This is a genomic window from Kocuria rhizophila, assembly GCF_003667225.1.
Lineage (GTDB): Bacteria > Actinomycetota > Actinomycetes > Actinomycetales > Micrococcaceae > Kocuria > Kocuria rhizophila.
In genome coordinates, this window is the sequence record NZ_RCOM01000007.1 from 35,955 (window position 1) to 58,163 (window position 22,209).

The 22,209-nt window shown below is 68.6% G+C and carries 24 protein-coding genes; 17 read left to right on the forward strand and 7 right to left on the reverse strand.

What is annotated here, in order from left to right:
* Nucleotides 1-573 precede the first annotated feature (573 nt).
* From rpmH to D9R02_RS02480, 7 genes are all read left to right on the forward strand, one after another.
* Nucleotides 574-711 carry a 50S ribosomal protein L34 gene (rpmH, locus tag D9R02_RS02450; protein WP_012399425.1) on the forward strand — a complete coding sequence of 46 codons (138 nt, stop codon included), beginning with the start codon at nucleotides 574-576 and terminating at the stop codon, nucleotides 709-711.
* A 25-nt stretch (nucleotides 712-736) separates the two neighbouring features.
* Nucleotides 737-1,078: a ribonuclease P protein component gene (rnpA, locus tag D9R02_RS02455; RefSeq protein WP_039101584.1), complete on the forward strand. Its 342-nt coding sequence runs from the start codon at nucleotides 737-739 to the stop codon at nucleotides 1,076-1,078.
* 66 nt (nucleotides 1,079-1,144) lie between these two features.
* Complete coding sequence (gene yidD / locus D9R02_RS02460) at nucleotides 1,145-1,579, forward strand: membrane protein insertion efficiency factor YidD (protein ID WP_224764933.1); 435 nt, start codon at nucleotides 1,145-1,147, stop codon at nucleotides 1,577-1,579.
* A complete protein-coding gene (yidC, locus tag D9R02_RS02465) occupies nucleotides 1,576-2,559 on the forward strand; it encodes a membrane protein insertase YidC (RefSeq protein WP_121566270.1) in 984 nt (327 codons plus the stop codon). Before yidD ends, yidC begins: the two co-directional genes overlap by 4 nt.
* Nucleotides 2,560-2,572: 13 nt before the next feature.
* Nucleotides 2,573-3,121: a Jag family protein gene (locus tag D9R02_RS02470; protein ID WP_039101587.1), complete on the forward strand. Its 549-nt coding sequence runs from the start codon at nucleotides 2,573-2,575 to the stop codon at nucleotides 3,119-3,121.
* A complete protein-coding gene (gene rsmG, locus D9R02_RS02475; protein ID WP_082019302.1) occupies nucleotides 3,118-3,852 on the forward strand; it encodes a 16S rRNA (guanine(527)-N(7))-methyltransferase RsmG in 735 nt (244 codons plus the stop codon). The genes D9R02_RS02470 and rsmG overlap by 4 nt, the downstream gene beginning before the upstream one ends.
* Before the next feature lie 268 nt (nucleotides 3,853-4,120).
* Nucleotides 4,121-4,984 carry a ParA family protein gene (locus tag D9R02_RS02480; RefSeq protein ID WP_121566271.1) on the forward strand — a complete coding sequence of 288 codons (864 nt, stop codon included), beginning with the start codon at nucleotides 4,121-4,123 and terminating at the stop codon, nucleotides 4,982-4,984.
* Nucleotides 4,985-5,426: 442 nt separating this feature from the next.
* On the opposite strand, the gene D9R02_RS02485 is transcribed toward D9R02_RS02480, so the two are convergent.
* A complete protein-coding gene (locus D9R02_RS02485; RefSeq protein WP_101888157.1) occupies nucleotides 5,427-5,762 on the reverse strand; it encodes a hypothetical protein in 336 nt (111 codons plus the stop codon).
* A gap of 331 nt (nucleotides 5,763-6,093) precedes the next feature.
* On the opposite strand from D9R02_RS02485, the gene D9R02_RS02490 reads away from it, so the two are divergent.
* Nucleotides 6,094-7,398 carry a ParB/RepB/Spo0J family partition protein gene (locus D9R02_RS02490; protein WP_438819410.1) on the forward strand — a complete coding sequence of 435 codons (1,305 nt, stop codon included), beginning with the start codon at nucleotides 6,094-6,096 and terminating at the stop codon, nucleotides 7,396-7,398.
* Between the two features lie 144 nt (nucleotides 7,399-7,542).
* On the opposite strand, the gene D9R02_RS02495 is transcribed toward D9R02_RS02490, so the two are convergent.
* From D9R02_RS02495 to D9R02_RS02520, 6 genes are all read right to left on the reverse strand, one after another.
* The gene (locus D9R02_RS02495) at nucleotides 7,543-8,856 is read right to left on the reverse strand and encodes an N-acetylmuramoyl-L-alanine amidase (protein ID WP_121241589.1); all 1,314 of its coding nucleotides are present in this window, start codon (nucleotides 8,854-8,856) and stop codon (nucleotides 7,543-7,545) included.
* 154 nt (nucleotides 8,857-9,010) lie between these two features.
* Nucleotides 9,011-9,346, reverse strand: coding sequence for a thioredoxin (gene trxA, locus D9R02_RS02500; RefSeq protein ID WP_059281291.1), 336 nt, complete (start codon nucleotides 9,344-9,346; stop codon nucleotides 9,011-9,013).
* Between the two features lie 116 nt (nucleotides 9,347-9,462).
* Nucleotides 9,463-10,446, reverse strand: a complete 984-nt coding sequence (gene trxB / locus D9R02_RS02505; RefSeq protein ID WP_223246088.1) for a thioredoxin-disulfide reductase — start codon at nucleotides 10,444-10,446, stop codon at nucleotides 9,463-9,465.
* 247 nt (nucleotides 10,447-10,693) lie between these two features.
* The gene (locus D9R02_RS02510) at nucleotides 10,694-12,535 is read right to left on the reverse strand and encodes a hypothetical protein (RefSeq protein WP_121241591.1); all 1,842 of its coding nucleotides are present in this window, start codon (nucleotides 12,533-12,535) and stop codon (nucleotides 10,694-10,696) included.
* Nucleotides 12,536-12,600: 65 nt separating this feature from the next.
* Nucleotides 12,601-14,256 (reverse strand): murein biosynthesis integral membrane protein MurJ, encoded by a 1,656-nt coding sequence (murJ, locus tag D9R02_RS02515; RefSeq protein ID WP_019310412.1) that lies wholly within the window; start codon nucleotides 14,254-14,256, stop codon nucleotides 12,601-12,603.
* Between the two features lie 65 nt (nucleotides 14,257-14,321).
* The gene (locus tag D9R02_RS02520) at nucleotides 14,322-14,822 is read right to left on the reverse strand and encodes an NUDIX hydrolase (RefSeq protein WP_029603333.1); all 501 of its coding nucleotides are present in this window, start codon (nucleotides 14,820-14,822) and stop codon (nucleotides 14,322-14,324) included.
* Between the two features lie 165 nt (nucleotides 14,823-14,987).
* Here D9R02_RS02520 and D9R02_RS02525 point away from each other — a divergent pair, with 165 nt between their 5' ends.
* The 9 genes from D9R02_RS02525 to D9R02_RS02565 all read left to right on the forward strand — a co-directional run bounded on the left by D9R02_RS02525 (nucleotide 14,988) and on the right by D9R02_RS02565 (nucleotide 21,954).
* Nucleotides 14,988-16,412 carry a CCA tRNA nucleotidyltransferase gene (locus tag D9R02_RS02525; protein WP_235005093.1) on the forward strand — a complete coding sequence of 475 codons (1,425 nt, stop codon included), beginning with the start codon at nucleotides 14,988-14,990 and terminating at the stop codon, nucleotides 16,410-16,412.
* A gap of 213 nt (nucleotides 16,413-16,625) precedes the next feature.
* On the forward strand, nucleotides 16,626-17,885 hold the full coding sequence (locus tag D9R02_RS02530; RefSeq protein ID WP_029603331.1) for a glycosyltransferase 87 family protein: 1,260 nt from the start codon (nucleotides 16,626-16,628) through the stop codon (nucleotides 17,883-17,885).
* Nucleotides 17,886-17,900: 15 nt separating this feature from the next.
* Nucleotides 17,901-19,052, forward strand: a complete 1,152-nt coding sequence (locus D9R02_RS02535) for a hypothetical protein (RefSeq protein WP_121241596.1) — start codon at nucleotides 17,901-17,903, stop codon at nucleotides 19,050-19,052.
* Nucleotides 19,053-19,103: 51 nt separating this feature from the next.
* Entirely contained in the window at nucleotides 19,104-19,493 is a 390-nt protein-coding gene (locus D9R02_RS02540) for a TM2 domain-containing protein (RefSeq protein WP_039102103.1), read from the forward strand.
* Between the two features lie 130 nt (nucleotides 19,494-19,623).
* Nucleotides 19,624-19,929 carry a 30S ribosomal protein S6 gene (gene rpsF, locus D9R02_RS02545; RefSeq protein WP_012399407.1) on the forward strand — a complete coding sequence of 102 codons (306 nt, stop codon included), beginning with the start codon at nucleotides 19,624-19,626 and terminating at the stop codon, nucleotides 19,927-19,929.
* 121 nt (nucleotides 19,930-20,050) lie between these two features.
* Nucleotides 20,051-20,677, forward strand: a complete 627-nt coding sequence (locus D9R02_RS02550; RefSeq protein ID WP_059281287.1) for a single-stranded DNA-binding protein — start codon at nucleotides 20,051-20,053, stop codon at nucleotides 20,675-20,677.
* Between the two features lie 66 nt (nucleotides 20,678-20,743).
* Entirely contained in the window at nucleotides 20,744-20,980 is a 237-nt protein-coding gene (gene rpsR, locus D9R02_RS02555; RefSeq protein ID WP_012399405.1) for a 30S ribosomal protein S18, read from the forward strand.
* A 20-nt stretch (nucleotides 20,981-21,000) separates the two neighbouring features.
* Nucleotides 21,001-21,450 (forward strand): 50S ribosomal protein L9, encoded by a 450-nt coding sequence (rplI, locus tag D9R02_RS02560; RefSeq protein WP_012399404.1) that lies wholly within the window; start codon nucleotides 21,001-21,003, stop codon nucleotides 21,448-21,450.
* 189 nt (nucleotides 21,451-21,639) lie between these two features.
* Complete coding sequence (locus D9R02_RS02565) at nucleotides 21,640-21,954, forward strand: hypothetical protein (RefSeq protein ID WP_059281286.1); 315 nt, start codon at nucleotides 21,640-21,642, stop codon at nucleotides 21,952-21,954.
* The last annotated feature ends 255 nt before the right edge of the window (nucleotides 21,955-22,209 follow it).

Below are 22,209 nucleotides of genomic sequence, written 5' to 3' on the forward strand. Positions count from 1 at the left end.
CCGGGAACGGCCCAGTTTTCCACAGAGTTGTTCACAGCGGTGGATAAACCTCGTGGGGGGTGGCCGTGGGGTTCAGCCTAGATCAGGTGTCACGGCACTTCATAGCCCGAATCCGCGGGCAGGTGGAACTACAGACGTGTAGTTCGCGCCTGGGGATAACCTGCCGCGCCACGGCGCGGACCGGCCGTTTTCCACATGCCCTGCGGACCGTGGATGCACAGCTGTGGAAGTGCTGTCCGCCGCGCGTGCGACCCCTTCGGGAGAGCGGGGTGCGGGTCTGCGGGCCGGGTGGCCACCGGCAGGGCAGCTCCGGGTCGGGCCCTTCGTGGCGGTAACGGCGCGGTGCCCGCTGGCCGGCGGCGGGAGCTCTGGTCGGCGACGGCCTCGGACCCGGGGGCGGGCGGCGTCGAGCCCGGTATTTGACCCGGCTGGCCCCATTGACTACTGTGGATAGGTCTTGTGCGTGCAGCATCGCGATCTCTGCATGCCCGCACGCCCCCAGAAACCTACCGCGTGCGCCCCCTGCGACTTCTCGCAGTCGGCTCACCGTAGTCCAACCTCATGGAGTGACTAATGCCCAAGCGGACTTTCCAGCCGAACAACCGCCGCCGCGCCCGCAAGCACGGCTTCCGTGCTCGCATGCGCACCCGCGCCGGCCGCGCCATCATCGGTGCCCGCCGCAGCAAGGGTCGCGCCAGCCTCTCGGCCTGAGCCCCCGCGTCTCGAGGTTCGCGTCATGCTGCCCACTCGGCACCGGATGCGGACCTCGGCGCAGTTCACGACCACCGTACGTTCCGGTGCCCGCAGCGGTCGCCGGAACGTCGTCGTATCCGTGCGCATGCACACGGGTGAACCGTCCCGCGTGGGGTTCGTGGTCTCCAAGGCCGTGGGCAACGCGGTGACGCGCAACAAGGTCAAGCGCCGGCTGCGCGAGCTCAGCGCGAGCAGCGTGCGGGACCAGCCCCACGGCATGGACGTGGTGGTGCGGGCCCTGCCCCCCGCTGCGGCCGCGGACTGGGACGAACTGGGCAGCGACTACCGGGCCGCATTCACGGCCGCGGTGCGGCGGGCACGATGACGCTCACAGCTGGTCCCGGGCACCATGCCGTAACGTGCCCCGTGGACGATCGAGAAGGAGGCGCACGTGACACCACGGGTGACTCCTGAGCAGCTGCTGGCACGCGCCCCGCACGAGTTCAACACCTCGGGTGGTGTGCTCGGCGCGGTCAAGCAGGCTCCGCAGAACCTTCTGATCGCCCTGCTCAAGCTCTACAGGACCATCGTCTCCCCGCTCTACGGGGACGTGTGCCGCTACTTCCCCTCCTGCTCCGCCTACGCGCTCGAAGCCGTCACCGTGCACGGTGCTGTGCGCGGACTGGGGCTGAGTGTTATGCGGCTGCTGCGCTGCCACCCCTGGGCCGCCGGGGGGATCGACAGGATCCCGGGGGGTGGCCGGGAGTTCCCGACCCTCGCCACGACCCCCAGAATCGTTCTGCTCAACCACCCGAACCTCGTGCGTGAGTACACGCACGACTGTCAGGCCCGCCACCATGCGGCTCAAGGAGCCAACGCTCGATGAACTTCTTCGACCTGATTCTCTTGCCCTTCAAATGGATCGTGTCCGCAGTCCTGTGGGTGTTTCACGAGCTGTTCACCCTGATCGGTGCCGATCCCACGTCCGGTCTCACCTGGGTGCTGTGCATCGTGGGTCTCACCCTGGTGATGCGGACGCTGACCATCCCGCTGTTCCTCAAGCAGATCAAGTCCATGCGCGGCATGCAGGAGCTGCAGCCGGAGATGGCCAAGCTGCAGGCCAAGTACAAGGGCAAGAAGGACCAGCTCTCCCGCCAGGCCATGGCGGAGGAGCAGATGGCCCTGTACAAGAAGCACGGCTCCAACCCGTTCGCGGCGTGCCTGCCCGTGATCGTGCAGATGCCCATCTTCTTCGCCCTGTTCCAGGTGCTGCGCTCGGTCCCCCAGGCGGCCGCCAACAACGAGGCGATCCACCTCCTCACGCCGGAGATGGTCCACCAGTTCAACGAGTCCACCATCTTCGGCGCCCCGCTGTTCTCCACACTGATGCAGCCGGGTGACGGCAACCACACCGCCACGGTCATCCTGGCGATCGTGATGATCGTGGCCATGAGCGCCACCCAGTTCATCACGCAGAAGCAACTGACTGCCCGCAACATGAGCGACACTGCCAAGGCCTCGCCCATGTACCGCCAGCAGCAGATGATGCTCTACCTGTTCCCCATCATCTTCGCGGTGGGCGGCATCAACTTCCCCCTGGGCGTGCTCGTCTACTGGACCGTCTCCAACCTGTGGTCCATGGGCCAGCAGTGGTGGGTCATCCGCAACAACCCCACCAAGGGTTCCCAGGCGGAGCGCGAGCTCAACGATCGGCGCGCCGCCAAGGGTCTGCCCCCCGTGGGCATGACCAAGAAGGAGCACGAGGAGAAGGTCGAGGAGCAGCGGGTGCGTGCGGCTGCCGGCCAGCGCAACCAGCCCGTGTCCAAGAAGCGTCAGAAGCAGCAGACCAAGAAGAACAACGGCTGAGAGGTCTCCCGCCATGAACGAGACGGACAACGCCCAGGACACGGCTCTGGAGGAGACCGTGGCACCGGAGTCGCAGGTGGACACTGCCCCGCTCTCCCCGCTGGAGGAGGAGGGCGAGATCGCCGCGGACTACATCGAGGAGCTCCTCGACACCGCGGACATCGACGGTGACATCGACATCGAGGTGCGCGACGGCCGCACCTACGTCTCCGTCGTGGCCGAGGACGACGACGCCGATCTGCGGGCTCTCGTGGGCCAGGACGGTGAGATCGTGGAGGCTCTTCAGGAGCTCGCCCGCCTGTCGGTCCTCAGTGCCACGCAGCGGCGCAGCCGCCTGATTCTCGACGTGGCGGGTCACCGGGACGAACGCGCGGCCGAGCTTCGTTCCCTGGCCGACGACGCCGTGGCCAGGGTCCGCGCGGACGGCGAGAGCGTGCACCTGCCGCCCCTGTCCCCGTACGAGCGCAAGATCGTGCACGACGCCGTGGCGGAGGCCGGGCTGGTCTCCGAGTCCGAGGGCGACGGCGCTGGGCGCCACATCGTGATCTCGGCCGGCGTATGAGCGCCCAGGAGTCCAACGGACGGCCCGCGGGGCCGTCGGCCGGAGGGGCAGGCGGTTCCGGCCAGGAACCCGCTCACCGGGCCGCACCGGAGCCCCAGCCGGCTCCACCACTCGGGGACCTGGAACCTGCGGCGCGGGCCATCTTCGGCCCCCGGCTGGACCTTGCGCGGCGCTACACGGAGCACCTGGCCTCATCCGGGATCGTACGCGGTCTCATCGGGCCCCGGGAAGCCCCGCGCCTGTGGGAGCGGCACGTTCTCAACTGCGCCGTGGTGCAGGAGCTCATCCCCGCTGACTCGCGCGTGGTGGACGTGGGGTCGGGGGCGGGTCTGCCGGGTCTGTGCCTGGCCATCGCCCGCCCGGATCTGCAGATCACCCTGGTGGAACCGCTGGAACGGCGCGTGGTGTGGCTCGAGGAGGTCGTCTCCGACCTCGAGCTGGACAACGTCCGGGTGCTGCGGGCCCGCGCGGAGCAGGCCAAGCAGGATGTCGGCGCCGTGGACGTGGTCACGGCGCGCGCCGTGTCAGCTCTGGTCGGTCTCGTGGACATCACCCTCCCCCTGCTGAAGGGCCGGGGTGAGCTGCTCGCCCTCAAGGGCCGGTCGGCGGAGGACGAGCTCACGAAGGCGTCCAAGAAGTTGGGGCGCTTCGGTGTCAGGGAGTCGGAGGTTCTGACCGTGGGCGAGGACCTGCTGGCCGAACCCACCACGGTGGTGCGCCTGGTGCTCTGACCTGCCTCTGGCACCAGGGTGCGGGGACGGATGCGGATAAGCTACGAGGAGCACGCATCAGCCATGAAAGGGACCGTCGATGACCACCCCGGAGCACGACCCGCAGGCCGTGAAACGCGGACACGATTTCGGGTTGCCGCCCGATCCCGCTAATCAGTCCAAAAAGGTTGTCCCGGATCGCGGCAAGCATGTTTCACGTGAAACAGACGCTCACGCCGGTCTTGCAGCACAGGATGCGGTGGCTGATACCGCTCTGGGGAGGAAACTCGTGGAAGAGAACAAGCGTCGCGCCAAGCTCAAGAACGTCCACTTGGAGCATCCGAAGAACACTCGCTTCATCACCATCAGCAACCAGAAGGGCGGCGTGGGCAAGACCAGCACGTCCGTGAACCTGGCGGTGGCGCTGGCCCAGCAGGGTCAGCACGTGCTGGTGGTCGACAACGACCCCCAGGGCAATGCCTCCACTGCCCTCGGCATTCCCCACGGAGCGGATGCGGACTCGGTGTACGACATCCTCATCGACGAGGTGCCCGTGGCGGACGTGGTCAAGGAGTCTCGCGAGATGGAGAACCTGTGGGTACTCCCCGCCACGATCGACCTCGCGGGCGCGGAGATCGAGCTGGTGTCCGTGGTGGCTCGCGAGCAGCGTCTGCAACGAGCTCTCGCGGAGTACGCGGAGTCACGCGAGCAGAACGGTTTGCCGCGGCTGGACTACGTGTTCATCGACTGCCCCCCGAGCCTGGGTCTGCTGACCATCAACGCGTTCGTGGCGGCCACGGAGGTGCTGATCCCCATCCAGTGCGAGTACTACGCTCTGGAGGGACTGAGCCAGCTCCTCAACAACATCAAGATGATCCAGAAGCACCTCAACCCCCAGCTCACGGTTTCCTCCATTCTGCTGACCATGTACGACGGCAGGACCAACCTGGCGTCGCAGGTGGCAGACGAAGTGCGTCAGCACTTCCCGGACGAGGTGATGGAGACGATGATCCCGCGATCTGTGCGGATCTCGGAAGCACCCAGCTATCAGCAGAGTGTCATCACCTACGACCCGAGCTCCACAGGCGCGCTCTCCTATCTTGAAGCGGCGGCTGAACTGGCCGCGCGGGAGCCTGGCACTTCCCAGAGATGAGGCCTCACGTGAGTCGGCGCCACCGACAGGTTCACACGAGGTGGCGGCCGAGCATGCAGGACAGCTGAGACCACCGGCCAGGTCGCGGATAATCTCACTGGCGGATGCGGCCCACAATGGGATGCCCCGATGTTTCACGTGAAACATTGGGGCATCCTGCTGTTCGCAGTGGGGGATGTCGAGCGACGCCGTGACTGATTCGGGACGCCCCAGGACATGGCGGGGAATGCTTCCGTCAACGCGTGGGGCGAACCCCACCACGACTACGATGGACAGCACATCATCGGTGAAAGGACATGAACGTGGTCGAACGACGTCGGGGGCTTGGGCGAGGTCTTGGTGCCCTCATCCCCAGTGGAGAACCGGAGACTCAACGCAAAGCTGCGGGGAGCCAAAACGAGGCCACCGATGAGCCCAGCAAGCCGGAAAGCGGTCGACGACGTCAGCGAACCGGCTCGGTCGGCGGCGCAGAGGCATCCAAGACATCCGGGAACTCGAAGAACGCGGCCTCGACCGGCAAGGCGCCCAAAACCGGAACGGCAGGCAAGGGCGCGCCTTCATCGAAGCGAACGACGACAAGCGACAAGGCGACCTCCCGTTCTTCCGGGACTGACGCGGTTAAGAAGGCCGGGTCTGGAGCCAAGAAGTCCACGACGGCCACGGCAGTGGAGGCGCGCAGTGCTGCGGGGGCCGAGGAGATGGACAAGAGCACGAGGACGACGGCCGGCAAGGCGTCCTCGGACGGCGCAAAGACCGTGGGGGCCAGGAAGTCCTCCAATGGTGGTGCCGGTGCCGGCGCCGCAGCCGTCGGCACGGGGAGTGAGCGGAAGAACGCGGTCAGCCCCGAAGGCCCAGGCGCACATGCTGATGTCGAGCAGTCCGCTACGCCCAGTGACCGCGCGGCAGAAACCACGCAGGACTCCGCAAGGCATGACAGCTCAGGCCGGAAGGACCACGAACGGGATAGCGATGTTTCACGTGAAACATCCAGTGCAGCCGCGTCCCGGCCGGGCGGTCGTTCCAAGGACTCGACAGGTCGACCAGCTCAACGCCGTCGCGACATGGGGCAGGCACTGCGAAGCACAACGAATGTGAGCCGGCCCGTGGACATGTTCTTCCTGCCGTCCGATCCAGACTCCTTCTCCGATGCCCCGTCCAGCCCTGTGGGCACGTCGGGAGTGACGCCGGACGGTGACGGGGACACTTGGCGAGCAACGCACCGCGAAGGTGCGTCGAGTGTCTCGGAGACATCCACGCCGACTTCCGGGCGCGATTCCTCCATGGCGCCCGAGCCCACTACGTCTCCTGCGGACGACCAGAAAAACCGTACCGATGTGGCTTCCAAACAGGACAGTTCCACCGGGACGAGCGATGTTTCACGTGAAACATCCGCCGCGAAGGGCTCTGACACCTCGGGGTCACAGGGCATTGGAGAAGATGCCACGGTGGAAGGCGCGCGGACCCGAGACGAAGACACTTCTCCGCTGGCCGAGAGCTCTCCGGAGACTGCGCCCGATTCAAGCGCAGGTATGCCCACGGATGATGCAGGCACCACCGAAGTGAACGATAACGGCGGCGACCTGCGAGTCGTTCCGGGTGCTGCCTTCGCCGAGTTGGCGGTGACGGACATCCACCCCAACCGCAAGCAGCCACGGCAGGTGTTCGACGAGGACGAGCTGGCGGAGCTGGCCTTCTCGGTGAAGGAACTTGGGGTTCTCCAGCCCATCGTCGTGCGTCCCAGCCGCGACGGAGGTCCGGAAGCCTATGAGCTGGTCATGGGTGAGCGCCGTTGGCGGGCGGTTCAGGCTGCTGGGATGAGCACCATCCCCGCGATCGTCCGGGAAACGGCCGATGACGAATTGCTCCGGGATGCACTGCTGGAGAACCTGCACCGCGCCCAGCTGAATCCCCTGGAAGAGGCGGCCGCGTACCAGCAGCTGATGGAAGAATTCGGTGCCACTCAGGAGCAGCTGTCGGAGCGCATCGGGCGGTCCCGCCCGCAGATCTCAAACACGTTGCGACTGCTGCGTCTTCCTGCACTGGTGCAGCGACGTGTGGCGGCCGGTGTACTGAGTTCCGGTCACGCTCGCGCTCTGTTGGCGCTGCCGGATCCCGCGGAGATGGAACGTCTGGCTCAGCGCATTGTGGCGGAAGGTCTGTCCGTGCGCGCGACGGAGGAAGCGGTGGCGCTCTCCGACGGCCTCAAGCGCCAGTCCACCAGGCGCAAGGCACCGAGCACGCGACACGACGACCGTCTGGGCTACATCGCTGATGCCTTCTCGGACAAGCTCGACACCAGCGTGAAGATTCAGCTGGGCGCTCGTAAGGGCAAGATGACCATCGAGTTCGCGTCGGTGGAGGACCTGAACCGCATCATCGACGTTCTGGACCCCAAGCTCGATTCGGAGAGCTGAGCGCCAGAAGGTTCCTCGAGGCATCCCGAGCACACAGAAGGCCCTGATGTTTCACGTGAAACATCGGGGCCTTCTGTGTCCTCAAGCTGTAGTGGCCGCGCACGCACCCCGGGCAGAGAGGGGTGCTGAGGCAGGGCACATCGCTCAGACCGAAGGGTCGCTGTGCACCTCAGTACGAGGGTTCACCCGGTAGTAGGCTTCGATGTCCGCGAGACTCATGGTGCCCGTGGCAGTCGGCTCCGGCGCGGGAGCCGTGACGCGCTGGAGCCCGCACAGCAGCGATTCGGCCAGACGAGCCCGGTAGGACGCGGTGCGCAGCTGCTCCCGCTCCACGGGGCTGGAGAGATAGCCCAAGTCCACCCAGGCGGTGGCTGCCCCTGCGCTGCGCAGCGTGCTCCACTGCCGGGCGTGGCTGCCCAGGTCCAGGGCGCCGGTTCGGGCCACGAGTTCCCGGAGGATCATGTCCGAGGCCTTGTGGCCGATGGGTGCGTAGGACTGTCCGGTGGCGGGGTCGCCCCAGTAGAACGTGGCGACGCCCTGAGCATGTGGGGAGCGGTTCCAGTCGCACTGCAGGCACAGCACCACGGCCTGGGGATGCGCTGCCAGGGCCTCCTGCTGCGTCCGGACGCTCACACGACCGCCCGCCGTGCGGTTCCCTGAGTCCGGTCCCGGGGAGGAAGAAGTGCTCTCGGACTCCTGGTCCCATGGTGTGACGGCAGGATCGTGCTCCGTGCGTGGGTGCTTCGGCTCCTCCTGGGGCGAGGAGCCCCCGCAGGAGGAGGGATCCACCAGCACGGGCACGGCCCCCACGTTGCGCAGCAGGTCGTAGGCGCGGACCGCCACGTCCATCGTGATCTCTTCCTGGGCCGTGGTGAACTCGGGGGGTGCGGCATCGGGTGCTGTGGCGGAGCCCGCGGCGGAAGGGACCAGAACGACCTCCCGTCCGCGAAGCGCCTCGTGCAGCGACTCCAGCCGCCGGTGGTCGCGCAGGGAGAAGGCCTTGGCGGTGGTGATCTTCTTGCTCACGCGGGCCAGTCCCGTGAGCGTCTCCCGGTCCACGACGCCGTCGACCTCGGTCCCGAGGCTGCTCTGCAGCTCCTTGACCGCGTACTCGGTCTGGCGCGTGAACGTCCCGTCCAGGTGTCCGTAGTAGAAACCCAACAGGGACAGGTTGGTTTGCAGCTCTTCCACGTCGTCACCGTGCAGCGGCCGCTCCTCCTGCAGGAACAGCGGCCGGTCTCCCAGGGAGTACTGCGCATCGTTGAGCGCCGCCTCGGTGTCCGGCCCCACCACACCGTCCACGATGAGGCCCTTGCGCTGCTGGAAACCCCTCACCGCCCGGTCCACGTGACCGTCGAAGACCGAGGGATCGCGGGCGGTGTCGGGCGCCAGCTCGGTGTCCTGCGCGCCGGCGCGCAGCAGCCTTTCCCTGAGCCCCAGGACCCGTCGATCGGACACGCCGTGGCGAAGCGGTGCTCCTGCGGTGGGTTGCGGCACGTGGGCCTCCCTGCTGTTGGTCGTCCCGCTCGTGCGGGCTTCTGGTCTGGGGTGAATGATGTCAGAGAAAACCCGGGCCCGCGCACCGGCGGTGCGCTGACCCGGGCGGGTGGTCTCACGCGGAGGGGGTGAGGTACTCCCCGAACTCCTTCTCCAGCGCGGACTTGGGCTTGGCGCCCACGGAGGTCTTGGCCACCTCGCCGTCGGCGAAGAGGTACACCGCGGGGATGGAGGTGATGCCGTACTGGGAGGCGATCGCGGGGTTGTCGTCCACGTTGACCTTGACCACGTCCACCTGGTCGGCGTACTCGGCGGCCAGGGCGTCCAGGACGGGGCCGAGCTGGCGGCAGGGGCCGCACCACTCCGCCCAGAAGTCCACGATGGTGGGCTTGGAGTTCTCGAGGACCTCGGTCTGGAAGGTGGCGTCGGTGACGTCCTTGGCTGAGCTCATGTCTGGTTCCTTTCGTCGGTGTCGCCCGGACGGTTATGTCCGGAGGGTTCCGCGGGGACGGGTCCGGGCGGAGGAGTGGGGTCAGCGACCAGGGGGTGCACGCGGCCCCCGCCGGCTCAGCTGTCCAGCGCCGCCAGGTAGTGCTCTACATCCACGGCGGCCACGCAGCCCGAGCCCGCGGCCGTGATGGCCTGGCGGTAGGTGGGGTCCACCACGTCGCCCGCAGCGAAGACACCGGGCAGCGAGGTGGTGGAGGAGCGGCCGTCCACGGCGATCGTGCTGTCCACCGTGAGCTCCAGCTGGTCCCGCACGAGATCCACGCGCGGGTCCGAGCCGATGGCCACGAACAGCCCGGTGACCGCGAGTTCCGAGGCCTCGCCGGTGACCGTGTCCTCCAGGGCGAGGGACTCCACCTTGTCCGCACCGTTGATGCCCGTGACCCTGGTGTTCCACAGGATCTCGATCTTGGGGTCGTCGAACGCGCGCTGCTTCATGATGTCCGAGGCACGGAACTCGTCCCGGCGGTGGATCAGCGTGACCTTGTCCGCGAACTTGGTGAGGAAGGTGGCCTCCTCGATCGCGGAGTCACCACCGCCCACCACGGCGATGTTCTGCCCCTTGAAGAAGAAGCCGTCGCACGTGGCGCACCAGGAGACACCGTGTCCGGACAGCCGCTCCTCGTCCTCGAGCCCCAGCTTGCGGTAGGCGGAGCCCGTGGAGATGATCACGGCGCGCGCCCGCAGGACCGTGCCGTCCTCGACGGTCACGGTCTTGACCTCACCGTCCAGCTCCACCGAGACGACGTCCTCGAAGCGGATGTCCGCGCCGAAGCGTTCCGCCTGCTGCTGCATGCTGTCCATGAGCTCGGGGCCCATGATGCCGTCCACGAACCCGGGGTAGTTCTCCACCTCGGTGGTGTTCATGAGTTCGCCGCCGGCGGTCACGGAGCCCGCCAGCACCACGGGCTTGAGGTTGGCCCGTGCCGTGTAGATCGCGGCGGTGTACCCCGCGGGGCCGGAGCCCACGATGACGACGTCGTGGACGGCGTCGTCACCCGGGGCCGCGGCCGGGGCGGTGGACGGCTGGGCGGCGCCGCCCACGCCGATGTTCACGGCGCTGGAGAAGATGCCGGGCTGGTTGCTCACTGCTTCGAAGCCTTTCCCTGGGTCACCGCGTTCGCGGAGGTCGACTACACGTCAGAACGTGGGGAGCACGCTCAGATATTCCACCCTGTGGGGCGTCCTGGGCTGGTCGCGCCGCACGGGGGACGACGACGCCGCACCGCGGGTTCCCGGGGCCTGGACAGCCCCGTGGGCCCACCGTGGGGACCACCCGGACCCCGTGGGGTCAGCGGACGTCCACCTCTCCGATCCGCAGACCGAAGGGGTATCCGCCAATGGGGTTGCTCAGCTGGGGCAGCTCGGTCCACTGGACCAGCACGTACTGGTGGGGCGTGCTGCGGGCGGCGTCCGCGAGCGCAACGGTGGCCTCGGGGCCGGTGAAGGAGCCCTTGCCCACCTCCTGGGCGCCCTCGAGAGAGGGCTGGTCCGAGACGTAGACGGTGAACTGGCCACCGGAGCCGTCCGCCTGCTGGATGGTCAGCTCCTGGGCCGTTGCGGGTTCCTTCAGCTGCACCGCGAGACCCACGCTGTCCGCAAGGTTGCCGAACTGCGCGCTGGAGAACCCGTAGCTGAGCCAGTAGGTGGCGGGATCGCCGTCCGTGGCCTGGTTCAGGGTGGCGTCCGTGTCCGCCATGAAGTTCGGATCGGAGGTCAGCCGGGAGGCGGAGGCCACGTCCGGCGCCGCCGCGGCGCTGGGTGCGGCCGTCGCGGCGGGAGAGCCGCTGGGATCCGCCGGAGCCGCGGTCTGCTCCGGTGCTCCCTCACTGGTGAACTGGCTCGTCAGGGTTCCGAGTCCCCGGAACCCCAGGACAATGGCGGCAATCAGCACAATGGCCAGCAGGAGCAGCAGGAGCCAGCGCAACGGCCCCTTGCGGGAGTCCTCCGCGGTGGAGCCGTCGGTGCCCGGTGCGCCCCCGGCGCCCGTGCCCGTGGCGGCCGCACCGACCGTGGCCGTGCTGGTGGGTGAAGACGCGGTGTCCGAGCCTGCGGGGTCCGGCTCCGGATCAAGCCCCTGCCCGCTCCGCTGATCCGCAGCACCCGCCTCCGCGGCTCCTCCGAGAGCGGCGTCTGCCCCCGCAGCTCCTCCGAGAGTGGCCCCGACACCAGCGGTGCCCGCGACGGCAGCTCCCGCACCGGCGGTCTCACCGGTGCTCTCATCGGCCGTTCCCGCGGTGGTCCGCCCCGTGGCCCGCCCCGCGGTCCTCTCGTCGGTCCGCGCGGTGGAACCTGCGGTGGCTCCCTCGGCGCGGTCCCGGGATGCGGCGGCCGGAGCGGCGTCGTCGAGGGGTCCGGGCGCGTCAGGGGACCCGGCGGCGTCGCCGGACGGGACGGCGCGTGAGCCGCCGTGGCGCTCGTCCAGGCGGTCCGGCTTGCCCTCGGTGCGCTCGAAGCTCTCGTAGCGGTTGTCGCCGTCGTACGTGGGGTCGATGGCGCCGGCGGCCACCGTGGCACCACCGGAGCCGCCGCGGGAGGCCGCGCGGTCGAACATGGTGGAGCGCACGGCACCCGGGCGGACCTTGCGCGCGAGGCCGAGCCTGTTGCGCACGGACGGTGCGGGCGGCGCCGAGGAGTAGTCGTCGTAGTCCGAGGCGCTCCAGCGCGTGACGGCGGGCTCCTCGTCCTGGGGCTTCTCCGTGCGGGGTGCGACGCTGCGCTGCGGCTGGGTGGGATCCGGCTCCTCGTAAATGTAGGACGCGGAGGACGCGGTGCGCGCGTCCCCGAAGATGTCGTCGGAGAGGGAGTAGTCGTCCGAGTGCTGGTCCGCGAACAGCAGCGCGTCCAGCAGGTCCGCGGCGGGTGCGTAGGACGTGACCAGGTAGGTGGCGTCCTCGGTCTGGCCCATGTCCAGGACCTGGAAGCCGCTGTGCCCGGAGCCGGCCGCGAGGGAACGGGCGTTCTCCACCACGGTGGACTCGTGCGCGGGCGCGGGAACCAGGATGGACACCCGACGGCGCAGGATCTGGTCCTCGCCCTGGAGCACGTGGTCGTGGTCGGCGGTGCTCAGCAGCGACGCGCTGACCTTGTAGCGGCCGCCCAGGACGGTTCCGAGCGCAATGGGCTGGGACACGGTGGCTCCCTCTGATTCGGGCGCCGCGGCGGTCGCACGGACGCGAGAACGAACTTTCCGGCAGTCTACCGGCCGAGCTTGGCCTTCAGCGGGGCCACGAGGGACGCGAACTCCTGCACCCGGAAGACCTTCAGGGCCACCGCGTAGCCCACGGCCATGGCGATGCCTCCGACCGCGATGGTGACCAGCGCCGTGACCTGCCGGTGCCACGGGAAGCCGTCCGTGCTGTAGCCGCCCATGAGCCACAGGGCCGCCACGCCGACGAGCCCCGCAACGAGGGAGGCCGCCAGAATCCGGGCGTGCGAGCCCACGATGCGGGACAGGCCGTAGTCGCCGATCCGCCGCTTGAGCGCGTAGTGGTAGATGACCGTGGCCAGGATGTTCTGCAGGGCGTAGCACCCGGCCACGGCGAACACCATCTGCTCGGGCGGGACGGAGTGGGCGATGACCACGGCGCCGACCACCGTGAACACGGACACCGCGAGCTGCACCATGAACGGCGTGCGGGCGTCCTCCTGGGCGTAGAACGCGCGGCCCAGCATGAACGCCGTGGACATGAACGGTGCGCCGATCGCGATCACGGTGATGACCTGTCCGATCACGGCGCCCGCCGCGGGGACACCGCCGGAGAACAGCATGCCCAGCGGTCCGGCGTAGACGATCAGGGCCACCATGCAGAACACCGTGGCCACGCCCGTGACGCGCAGGCTCGAGGAGAGGGAGGACACCAGGGACTCGCGGTCGTGCTCCGCGGCGGCGGCCGCCATCCGGTTGAACAGCACGGTGGCGATGGACAGCCCGATCACCCCGTGGGGCAGGGCGTAGAGCATCGTGGCCTGGTCCAGCACGGCCGTGCCCGCGATCGGGGCGGGACCGCCCGGGCCGGCGGGAACGTCGGAGCGCGCTCCGGTGGGAATGGCCGCCGTGCGGTACAGGGCCATGAAGGCGAGGTTGGCGATCACGCCGGTGGCCAGGGTCCAGCCGCCCAGCCGACCCGCGGCGGACAGCCCGATCCCGCGCCACCCGAAGCGCGGGCGGATGCGCAGACCCAGGCGGGCGAGCGGCCAGAACAGGATGAAGGCCTGGGCGGCCACGCCCACCGTGGACATTCCCACGAGCCAGAACGTCTGCGCCGACGTCCAGTTCTCCAGCGTGTGCGGGGTGGTGCGGAACGGGCCGAACAGGTAGATGAACACCAGCAGCGAGGCGATCGCGATGACGTTGTTCAGCACGGGCGCCCACATGTAGGCCCCGAACGCGCCCTTGGCGTTGAGCACCTGGCCCACCACGGTGTAGAGCCCGTAGAAGAAGATCTGGGGGAACGTGATCACCGCGAACATGGTGCCCATGGCCAGCTGCTCCTGGGACCAGCCGGGGCCCATGAGCCGCATGATGGGCCCCACGCACAGCAGCACGGCGGCGGTGATCACCAGCAGGGCGATCACGGCGAGCGTCAGCAGCCGCGAGATGTAGTCAGCGCCCTCGTCCTCGGACTTGGACGCCTTGATGATCTGCGGCACCAGAACCGCGTTGAACACGCCGCCGGCGATCAGCACGTAGATCAGGTTGGGCAGGGTGTTGGCCAGCTGGAACACGTCCGCCATGGTGGCGGCGGAGCCGATGGCCACCGTGATCAGGAAGGTCTTGACGAAACCCAGGATCCGGGACACCAGGGTCCCGGAGGCCATGATGGCGCTGGCGCGCGCCCCGGAGCTCTGCATGGAACAAGGCCTCCTGCACGAAGGGTGGGACCGTCCGCGGCGCGGCACGGGTCGAACGGGACACCTTACAACTGGTGGATGATGTATTCCCGGGCGATGTCGGCAATGCGCCGCTCGTTGGGGAAGGACAGCTTGCGCCCGAGGTCGTCGATGCCCGCCCACGCCACGTCCACGGCCTCGTGGTCGGGATCGTTCTCGGTGGTCAGAAATCCGCCGGTGGCCTCCAGCAGGAAGTGGTGGACGGTCTTGTGCACACGGTGCCCGGAGACGGTGAACCAGTAGTCGATGCTGCCCAGCGGGGAGAGCACCCGGCCCCTGATCCCGGTTTCCTCCTCGATCTCCCGCACGGCGGCTTCCTGGTTGGTCTCCTCACCCTCGGGATGCCCCTTGGGGAGGCACCACTCCAGGCGCCCACCGCGGTTGATGCGAGCGATGATGGCCACCGGATGCGTGGGGTCGGACAGGTTGACCACGATCCCACCGGCCGAGACCTCTTCCACCGTGGGCAGCGCGGAGACCGGTTGGTTCGGTCGCCTCTTGGGCGCGCTGGGTACGGGGAAAGCCATGCCGTCTACCTTAGCCACAATCACCTGGCACTCCCTGACGGCCGCCGGAGGCCCCCGCCGCAGCCCCGGCAGGGCAGTCGAGGAGCCGTGGCGCGACCCCGCCCCGGTTCGGTGGCGGCGGCCGGCGAGGCCGCTCGGGGCCGTGATGCGATAATGGCTCGCATCATGACGCAGCTGCTGGACACCTCCTCCCTCCATCCCGTCTCCCTCGAACTGGGTCGGCTCTTCGCCGCCTCCGGGCACGACCTGTCCCTCGTGGGCGGTCCCGTCCGCGATCTGCTCCTGGGGCGGGAGGCCCTGGACCTGGACTTCACCACGGACGCGGATCCCGATCAGACCCTGGCCGTCATCCGTGACTGGGCGGACGCCCACTGGGAGATCGGACGGGACTTCGGGACCATCGGGATGCGCAAGGCGGGCATGCAGCTGGAGATCACCACCTACCGTGCTGAGGCCTACGACCCCGACTCGCGCAAGCCCACCGTGGCGTTCGGGGACGACCTCACGGAGGATCTGCGCCGCCGTGACTTCACGGTCAACGCCATGGCGCTGCGGCTGCCGGACATGGAGCTCGTGGATCCCTTCGGGGGCATCAAGGACCTGCACGCGGGTGTCCTGCGCACCCCCGGAACCCCGGAGGACTCCTTCACGGACGATCCCCTCCGCATGATGCGCGCCGCCCGCTTCACGTCCCAGCTGGGTCTGACGGTGGCGGAACCGGTGCGGGAAGCCATGACCGCCATGGCCCAGCGGATCGAGATCGTCTCCGCGGAGCGCGTGCGCGAGGAGCTGGTCAAGCTGATCTGCGGCGCCCACCCGCGGCGCGGCGTGGAACTCATGGTGGACACCGGTCTCGCGCAGATCGTGCTGCCCGAGGTGCCGGCGCTGCAGCTCGAGACGGACGAGGCCCACCACCACAAGGACGTCTACCAGCATTCCCTCACGGTCATGGAACAGGCCGCAGAGAAGGAGACGGACCCGGCGGGCCCCGTTCCCGCCCCGGACTTCGCGCTGCGCTTCGCCGCGCTGATGCACGACGTGGGCAAGCCCGCCACCCGGCGCTTTGAGCCGTCCGGGGCGGTCAGCTTCCGCCACCACGAGGTGGTGGGCGCCAAGCTCACACGCAAGCGGATGAAGGCGCTGCGCTTCGACAACGAGACGATCAAACGGGTCACCCGCCTGGTGGAACTGCATATGCGTTTCTACGGATATGGGGAGGCGGACTGGACCGACTCCGCGGTGCGCCGCTACGTGCGGGACGCGGGGAGCGAGCTCGAGCGGCTGCACCGGCTGACCCGCTCGGACGTGACCACCCGGAACCGGCGCAAGGCCGCCCGGCTGGCCGGGCACTACGACGAGCTCGAGCGGCGCATCGCGCAGCTGGCGGAGCAGGAGCAGCTCGACGCCGTGCGCCCCGAGCTGGACGGGCAGCAGATCATGGAGATCCTGGGCATCCCGCCGGGACCCCAGGTGGGGCGGGCCTACAAGTACCTCCTGGAGCTGCGCCTGGACGAGGGGGCGCTCGGGGAGGACGAGGCGCGGGAGCGGCTGCTGCGGTGGGCCCGTGAGAAGGGCATCGGGGGCTCCTGAGCTGAGCGGCGGCGTCGTGCCGAGGGGCGGGGCACTGCGCCACCCCGGTGTGGTCCGGCGCTGGGGCCGCGCCACAGGCCCGGTGCCGCGCGCCGTTCCACCGGGCAGGTGTTGCCCGGCGCCGCGCGCCGCAGAGTGACATGACGCCCGAGAACGCGCACCCGCGTGGAACACTGGTGATCGATTCCCCGCCCACGTCCTAGGAGACCCCGCATGAGCCTCGAAGGTGCGCGCAACAGGTCCGGAGCGAGTGCCGGCCTGATGCTGCTGGGCGTGGGGCTGTACACCGTGATGATGGCCTACCTCATCCGCATCCCGTGCCACGTGCCGGAGTGGAACGTCGCGGAGCAGGTCCCGCAGCTGTGCGCCACCGTGATCGACGCGGGCGATCTGGGGGTGCACTCGTCGGACGTGGCCGGAGGCTTCTTCACGGGCGGCCCCACGGGGGACCAGCCCGTGCTGGTGGGCATGATCACCACGATCATCGGGTGGTTCGCCTCCAACCTGTCCTCCCTGATGGGCCTGGACGTGGGGCAGGGCTTCTACCTGGACCTCTCGGTGGTGCTGCTGGCGCTGGTGTGGCTGGCGATCGTGGCCGTGGTGTCGTCGCTGAGCGGCAACCGCAGCACGGATGCGCTGGTCATGGCGCTGTCCCCCGTGGTGGTGCTGGTGGGCTTCCAGTCCTGGGACCTGTGGGCCGTGCTCTTCATGATGCTGGCCGTCCTGGGCTACGTGCGCGGCAACCCCGCCGTGGCCGGGATCATGGTGGGTTTCGGCGCGTCCGTGGCCTTCTTCCCGGTGGTGGTGCTTCTGGCCATCCTGATCATGGCCGCCCGGCACCGGTTCCTGAAGGACATCGTCTCCGCGCTGCTGTGGGCCGTGTTCGCGTGGGCGCTGATCAACGGCACGTACATGCTCACGGCCTGGGACCGGTGGCTCGCGCAGTTCAACGAGATGGTCCGCTCCGACACGGGCAGCTCCTCCCTGTGGAACGTGTGGGGCTCCACCGTGGAGCCTCGCACCGGAGTCTCCCTGGGCGCCGGGGACGGTGGCCAGTTCGTCCTGCTGAGCATGGTGCTGGCCCTGGTGTTCGTCCTGCTCGTGGCACTGCTGAGCAAGCGTGAACCCTCCGTGGTGCAGGTGACGTTCCTGCTGCTGGCGCTCTACATCCTGCTGGCCAAGGAGTACTCCCTGACCTACGTGCTGTGGCTCGTGCCGCTCGTGATCCTGTGCCGGCGCAACTGGGTGGAGTTCGCGCTGTGGCAGGTGGTGGAGACCCTCTACTGGGCCACCGTGGTGCTTCCCAGCTCGGCGTGGCCCACCCTGCCCTGGGTGCAGGAGTTCGGGTGGAGCGCCCAGGACCTGCTGGCCGTGGTGCGCTACGCGTTCCTCGTGTACCTGGTGGTGGCCGTGGTGGTGGACATGTTCCGGGGCCGCAAGGCGGCGGCCCTGGGCGCCTCCGCCGTGCAGTAGCCCGCCGCGGAACCCATGAGCAGACACGAACCCGAGGCCCTCGAGAACCTGGCGCTGCCCACCCTGCGCGCCCTGGCCGTGCCGCTCGTGGTGGTCCTCGCCCTCGTGGTCGGCATCGTCACGGTGTGGACCTCCGCCGCGAACTGGTTCCTGGTGGCTCGGGACCCGGAGTCCCCCGTGGACACCTACCTGAGCCACCTGGAGGGCGGCAGCTCCCGGCAGGTCATGGCGCCGCTGCTGACCACGGAGGACGACGGGCTCGACCAGGTGCTCACCAACCCCGCGTACCGAGCCGCGGGCAACCGCCCGCAGCGCCACGAGTTCGTGGGCACCCGGGTCACCGGGGACACGGCGGTGGTCACTGTGGACGTGGGCCTGGGGGACGGCTCCGTGGTCCGGCGCGCCTACACCGTGCACCTCGTGACGGCGTGGGGGCCGTTCAACGACGCCTGGCAGCTGCGCGAGCGCGAGCACGCGCCCGTGACCGTCCGCCTGCCCGCCGCCGTGGACGCGCTGGCCGTCAACGGGCAGAAGGTCCGCCCCGAGGGCACCGCGATCGGGTCGGACCCGGACGCCCCTCCTGGCGGTCCCGCCCGCACCTGGCGCTTCGAGGGCCTCCCCGGTCAGTACGACGTCGCCCTGCCGCAGGACTCGTACCTGCTGGCCGGGAAGCATGCCGTCACGGAGATATCTCTTGCGGATCCGCGTCCGGCCGAGGCGGGCATGACCTACGAGGCCTCGCCACGCATGTGGGAGGAGGTGGAGCGCGAGGTGCAGAACACCCTCAGCACGTGCGGCAGCGTGGTGCGTTTCGACGCGGCCACCTGTCCCGTGCCCCGGAAGGCCGAGCGGGCGCCGTCGTCCGGGGGTGGCGCACCGACCGGGACGAGCGGTCTGGCGGACGGGGTCTCCAACGTGCGCTGGCAGCTCACCTCGCGTCCCGCGCTGCTGCTGGAGCCCGACGCGCGGGATCCCCTCACCTTCCACGCGGTGCCCTTCCGGCAGGCGCAGGCCCGGGTCACGTGGCTGCAGAACGGGCGGCAGATGGTGGAGACGGTGTCCTTCGAGATCGAGGTGACGGCCCGCACCACCGGGGAGCACCTGGACACCGACGTCCGGTTGCGCTCCCCGCTGACCCACGCCCAGGCGGGCCCTCGGCCCTCCTAGACTGGAGACAGCCGAGACACCGCAGTGCAGCACGAGGACAGGGGAGCCACCATGGCCGAGGAACCGGAGTACTACCGCGCGCAGCCCATGCCGCCGCGGGGCGGGGCCGGTCCGGGCTCGCCGTACGGCAACACCGCCGGCGCCTCCTGGGGAGGCCCTACGGTCAACGTGAACGTGGTGGGTGGCAAGTCCACGCTGCTCGCGTACGTGCTGTGGTTCTTCCTGGGCCAGTTCGGGATCCACAAGTTCTACCTGGCCCAACCGTTCCAGGGCCTGATCTACCTCACCCTCGGGGTGGCGGGGTGGGCCACCGTGGGCATCATCATCGGATGGTTCCTGCTGATTCCCCTGTGGCTGCTGCTGCTCGTGGACATCTTCGTGATCCCGGTGCGGGTGGGCACTCTCAACGCCCGGCTGGCCCGGCGCGTCAGTGGCTACTGAGGCTCCGCTGTAGTAAAGTGGGCAAGTCTGTGTGCCGTGCGCCGTTTCTCGTGCCGGCACCGACAACGCACAGAACCTCCTGCTGCGGAAGGACCGCAGCCGCTCAGCCCGAAGGAGGTGGGTTCTTTACATGCGTGAATACGAACTGATGGTCATCCTCAACCCCGAGGTGGAGGAGCGTGCCGTCGAGCCGACCCTCAAGAAGTTCCTCGAGGTCGTCACCAAGGAGAACGGCACCGTCGACAAGCTCGACATCTGGGGCCGTCGTCGCCTGGCCTACGAGATCCAGAAGAAGTCCGAGGGGATCTACGCCGTGGTGAACTTCACCGCCGAGCCGCAGACCGCCAAGGAGCTGGACCGTGTCCTGAGCCTGAACGAGGCCGTGATGCGCACCAAGATCATCCGCCCGGAAGAGCAGAAGATCCACGGCAAGTGAGCTGACGTGCGGTTCACCCGGACTGCACACCGCACTCTCCCCGGCAGCCCTCACGGGCTCCGTGAGATGCTTGTCAACCCACTGAGTCTCGCATCCAGCGTCCACACATCCGGAGGTTCACATGGCTGGCGACACCGTCATCACAGTGATCGGAAATCTGACCGCAGACCCCGAACTTCGCTTCACCCCGTCCGGAGCCGCCGTGGCCAACTTCACCGTTGCGTCCACCCCGCGCGCCTTCGACCGGCAGAGCAACGAGTGGAAAGACCAGGAAACTCTTTTCATGCGCTGCTCGGTGTGGCGTGAGGCAGCCGAGAACGTGGCGGAGTCCCTCACCAAGGGCACCCGCGTGATCGTCCAGGGCCGCCTCAAGGCACGCTCGTACGAGACCAAGGAAGGGGAGCGCCGCACCAGCACCGAGCTGGAAGTGGACGAGATCGGCCCCTCCATGAAGTACGCGACCGCCAAGATCAACCGGAACTCGCGCGGCGGAGGAAACTCCTACGGCGGGAACCAGGGCTTCGGTGGCGGTCAGGGCGGCTTCGGAGGAAACCAGGGCGGCGGCCAGGGAGGGTTCAACGACTCCCAGGGCGGCGGCGGTGGTTTCAACCAGGGCGGCGGGTTCAACGGGAACCAGGGCGGCCGTGGCGGCCAGCAGCGACCGCAGCAGGGCGGTGACCCCTGGGGTCAGTCCTCCGGCGGGAACTACGACTGGGGCGCCGACTCCGAGGACGAGCCCCCCTTCTAAACGTCAACAATCCACCCCATCCCGCAGGTTCGCCTGCGGGCTCCGCACCAGAAAAGGAGCACCACGATGGCCAAGGCTGAAATTCGCAAGCCGAAACCAAAGCAGAACCCGCTCAAGGCGGCTGACGTCACCGAGATCGACTACAAGGACGTCGCACTGCTGCGCAAGTTCATCTCCGATCGCGGAAAGATCCGCGCTCGCCGCGTGACCGGCGTGTCCGTCCAGGAGCAGCGCAAGATCGCCCAGGCGATCAAGAACGCTCGTGAAGTGGCACTGCTGCCCTACTCCGGCGCCGGCCGCTGATCAGAGAGGACTGAGAACTCATGGCAAAGATCATCCTGACCCAGGAAGTCTCCGGGCTCGGTTCCGCTGGCGACGTGGTGGACGTGAAGAACGGCTACGCCCGTAACTTCCTGTTCCCCCGCGGCTTCGCCACCCCGTGGAGCCGTGGCGCCGAGAAGCAGATCGAGTCGATCAAGCAGGCTCGTGCGGCACGTGAGCTGTCCTCCCTCGAGGACGCGCAGGCTCTCGCCGCCAAGCTGACCTCCACCACCCTGACCGTTCCGGTCACGGCCGGTGCCGAGGGCCGCCTGTTCGGCACGGTCCGCGCCGGCGACATCGCCTCCGCTGTGGAGAACGCCGGTCTCGGTTCCATCGACAAGCGTCGCGTGGACCTGACCCAGCGCATCAAGACCACCGGCGTGTACCAGGCCGTGGTCCACCTGCACGAGGACGTCAACGCGAACGTGGAGTTCGAGGTCGTCCCCGCCTGATCCCCGTGGTCCCGCCGCAGCACCCCGGTGCTCGGCGAGCCCGTCCGCATCCGTCAAGGGGCGCGGACGGGTGGACCCCGGTGGATCCGCGCAGGATCCGTGAGAACCCCGTGGAATGCCCTCCACGGGGTTCTTCCATGCCCGGAGGCATCCAGCCTCTCCGGAGCGGTTCGTGGGAGGATCGAGGTCATGATCTCCAGGAGTGTGTACACGGTGAGCACGGGCCGGAGGCTGTTCTGGGCCGGGCTGGGATGTGTGGCCCTGACCGTGGTCCTCTTCTTCGGCGGGTTCCTGGTGGGCAACTCCTTCAGCCCGGAGTTCTCCATGGGGGTGCTTCTGGCGGGGCTGATCCTGAGTGCCGTCACTTCCCTGGTGGCCGGGATCATCGGGGTCGCCGGGATCGTGGCGTTCCCCCGGCTGCGCGGCAGGTTCGTGCTGGTGCTCCTGCTGGCGCTGCTGTGCTCCCCCCTGCTGTGGCTCATGTCCCTGGTGCTCATCAGCTGATTCATCCACAGCTGAGCCTGCTTGTCCACAGAGATCTCCACATGCTGGGCGGATTCAACTGGTTGTCGCAACACCCTGATCGTGAGGGTGTGTGGTGGGACGAGATCCAGAGGAATCAGCGGTGCCGGCGGGTGCGCGTCGACAGTGGCAAGCGGATCGGGCGATCAGACCGAAGCTGCGGTCGCCGGGGCATCCGAAGTACCGCCGGGATGTCGAGTCAGCGTTCTGGGATCAGATAGCGCTGGGATTGCTGGC

Excerpts from the sequence above, each read along its gene's own strand:
- rpmH (WP_012399425.1), top strand. The coding sequence starts at position 574 with ATGCCCAAGCGGACTTTCCAGCCGAACAACCGCCGCCGCGCCCGCAAG.
- rnpA (WP_039101584.1), top strand. The coding sequence starts at position 737 with ATGCTGCCCACTCGGCACCGGATGCGGACCTCGGCGCAGTTCACGACC.
- yidC (WP_121566270.1), top strand. The coding sequence starts at position 1,576 with ATGAACTTCTTCGACCTGATTCTCTTGCCCTTCAAATGGATCGTGTCC.
- D9R02_RS02470 (WP_039101587.1), top strand. The coding sequence starts at position 2,573 with ATGAACGAGACGGACAACGCCCAGGACACGGCTCTGGAGGAGACCGTG.
- rsmG (WP_082019302.1), top strand. The coding sequence starts at position 3,118 with ATGAGCGCCCAGGAGTCCAACGGACGGCCCGCGGGGCCGTCGGCCGGA.
- D9R02_RS02490 (WP_438819410.1), top strand. The coding sequence starts at position 6,094 with ATGTTCTTCCTGCCGTCCGATCCAGACTCCTTCTCCGATGCCCCGTCC.
- trxA (WP_059281291.1), bottom strand. The coding sequence starts at position 9,346 with ATGAGCTCAGCCAAGGACGTCACCGACGCCACCTTCCAGACCGAGGTC.
- murJ (WP_019310412.1), bottom strand. The coding sequence starts at position 14,256 with ATGCAGAGCTCCGGGGCGCGCGCCAGCGCCATCATGGCCTCCGGGACC.
- D9R02_RS02520 (WP_029603333.1), bottom strand. The coding sequence starts at position 14,822 with ATGGCTTTCCCCGTACCCAGCGCGCCCAAGAGGCGACCGAACCAACCG.
- D9R02_RS02525 (WP_235005093.1), top strand. The coding sequence starts at position 14,988 with ATGACGCAGCTGCTGGACACCTCCTCCCTCCATCCCGTCTCCCTCGAA.
- D9R02_RS02530 (WP_029603331.1), top strand. The coding sequence starts at position 16,626 with ATGAGCCTCGAAGGTGCGCGCAACAGGTCCGGAGCGAGTGCCGGCCTG.
- D9R02_RS02535 (WP_121241596.1), top strand. The coding sequence starts at position 17,901 with ATGAGCAGACACGAACCCGAGGCCCTCGAGAACCTGGCGCTGCCCACC.
- D9R02_RS02540 (WP_039102103.1), top strand. The coding sequence starts at position 19,104 with ATGGCCGAGGAACCGGAGTACTACCGCGCGCAGCCCATGCCGCCGCGG.
- rpsF (WP_012399407.1), top strand. The coding sequence starts at position 19,624 with ATGCGTGAATACGAACTGATGGTCATCCTCAACCCCGAGGTGGAGGAG.
- D9R02_RS02550 (WP_059281287.1), top strand. The coding sequence starts at position 20,051 with ATGGCTGGCGACACCGTCATCACAGTGATCGGAAATCTGACCGCAGAC.
- rpsR (WP_012399405.1), top strand. The coding sequence starts at position 20,744 with ATGGCCAAGGCTGAAATTCGCAAGCCGAAACCAAAGCAGAACCCGCTC.
- rplI (WP_012399404.1), top strand. The coding sequence starts at position 21,001 with ATGGCAAAGATCATCCTGACCCAGGAAGTCTCCGGGCTCGGTTCCGCT.
- D9R02_RS02565 (WP_059281286.1), top strand. The coding sequence starts at position 21,640 with ATGATCTCCAGGAGTGTGTACACGGTGAGCACGGGCCGGAGGCTGTTC.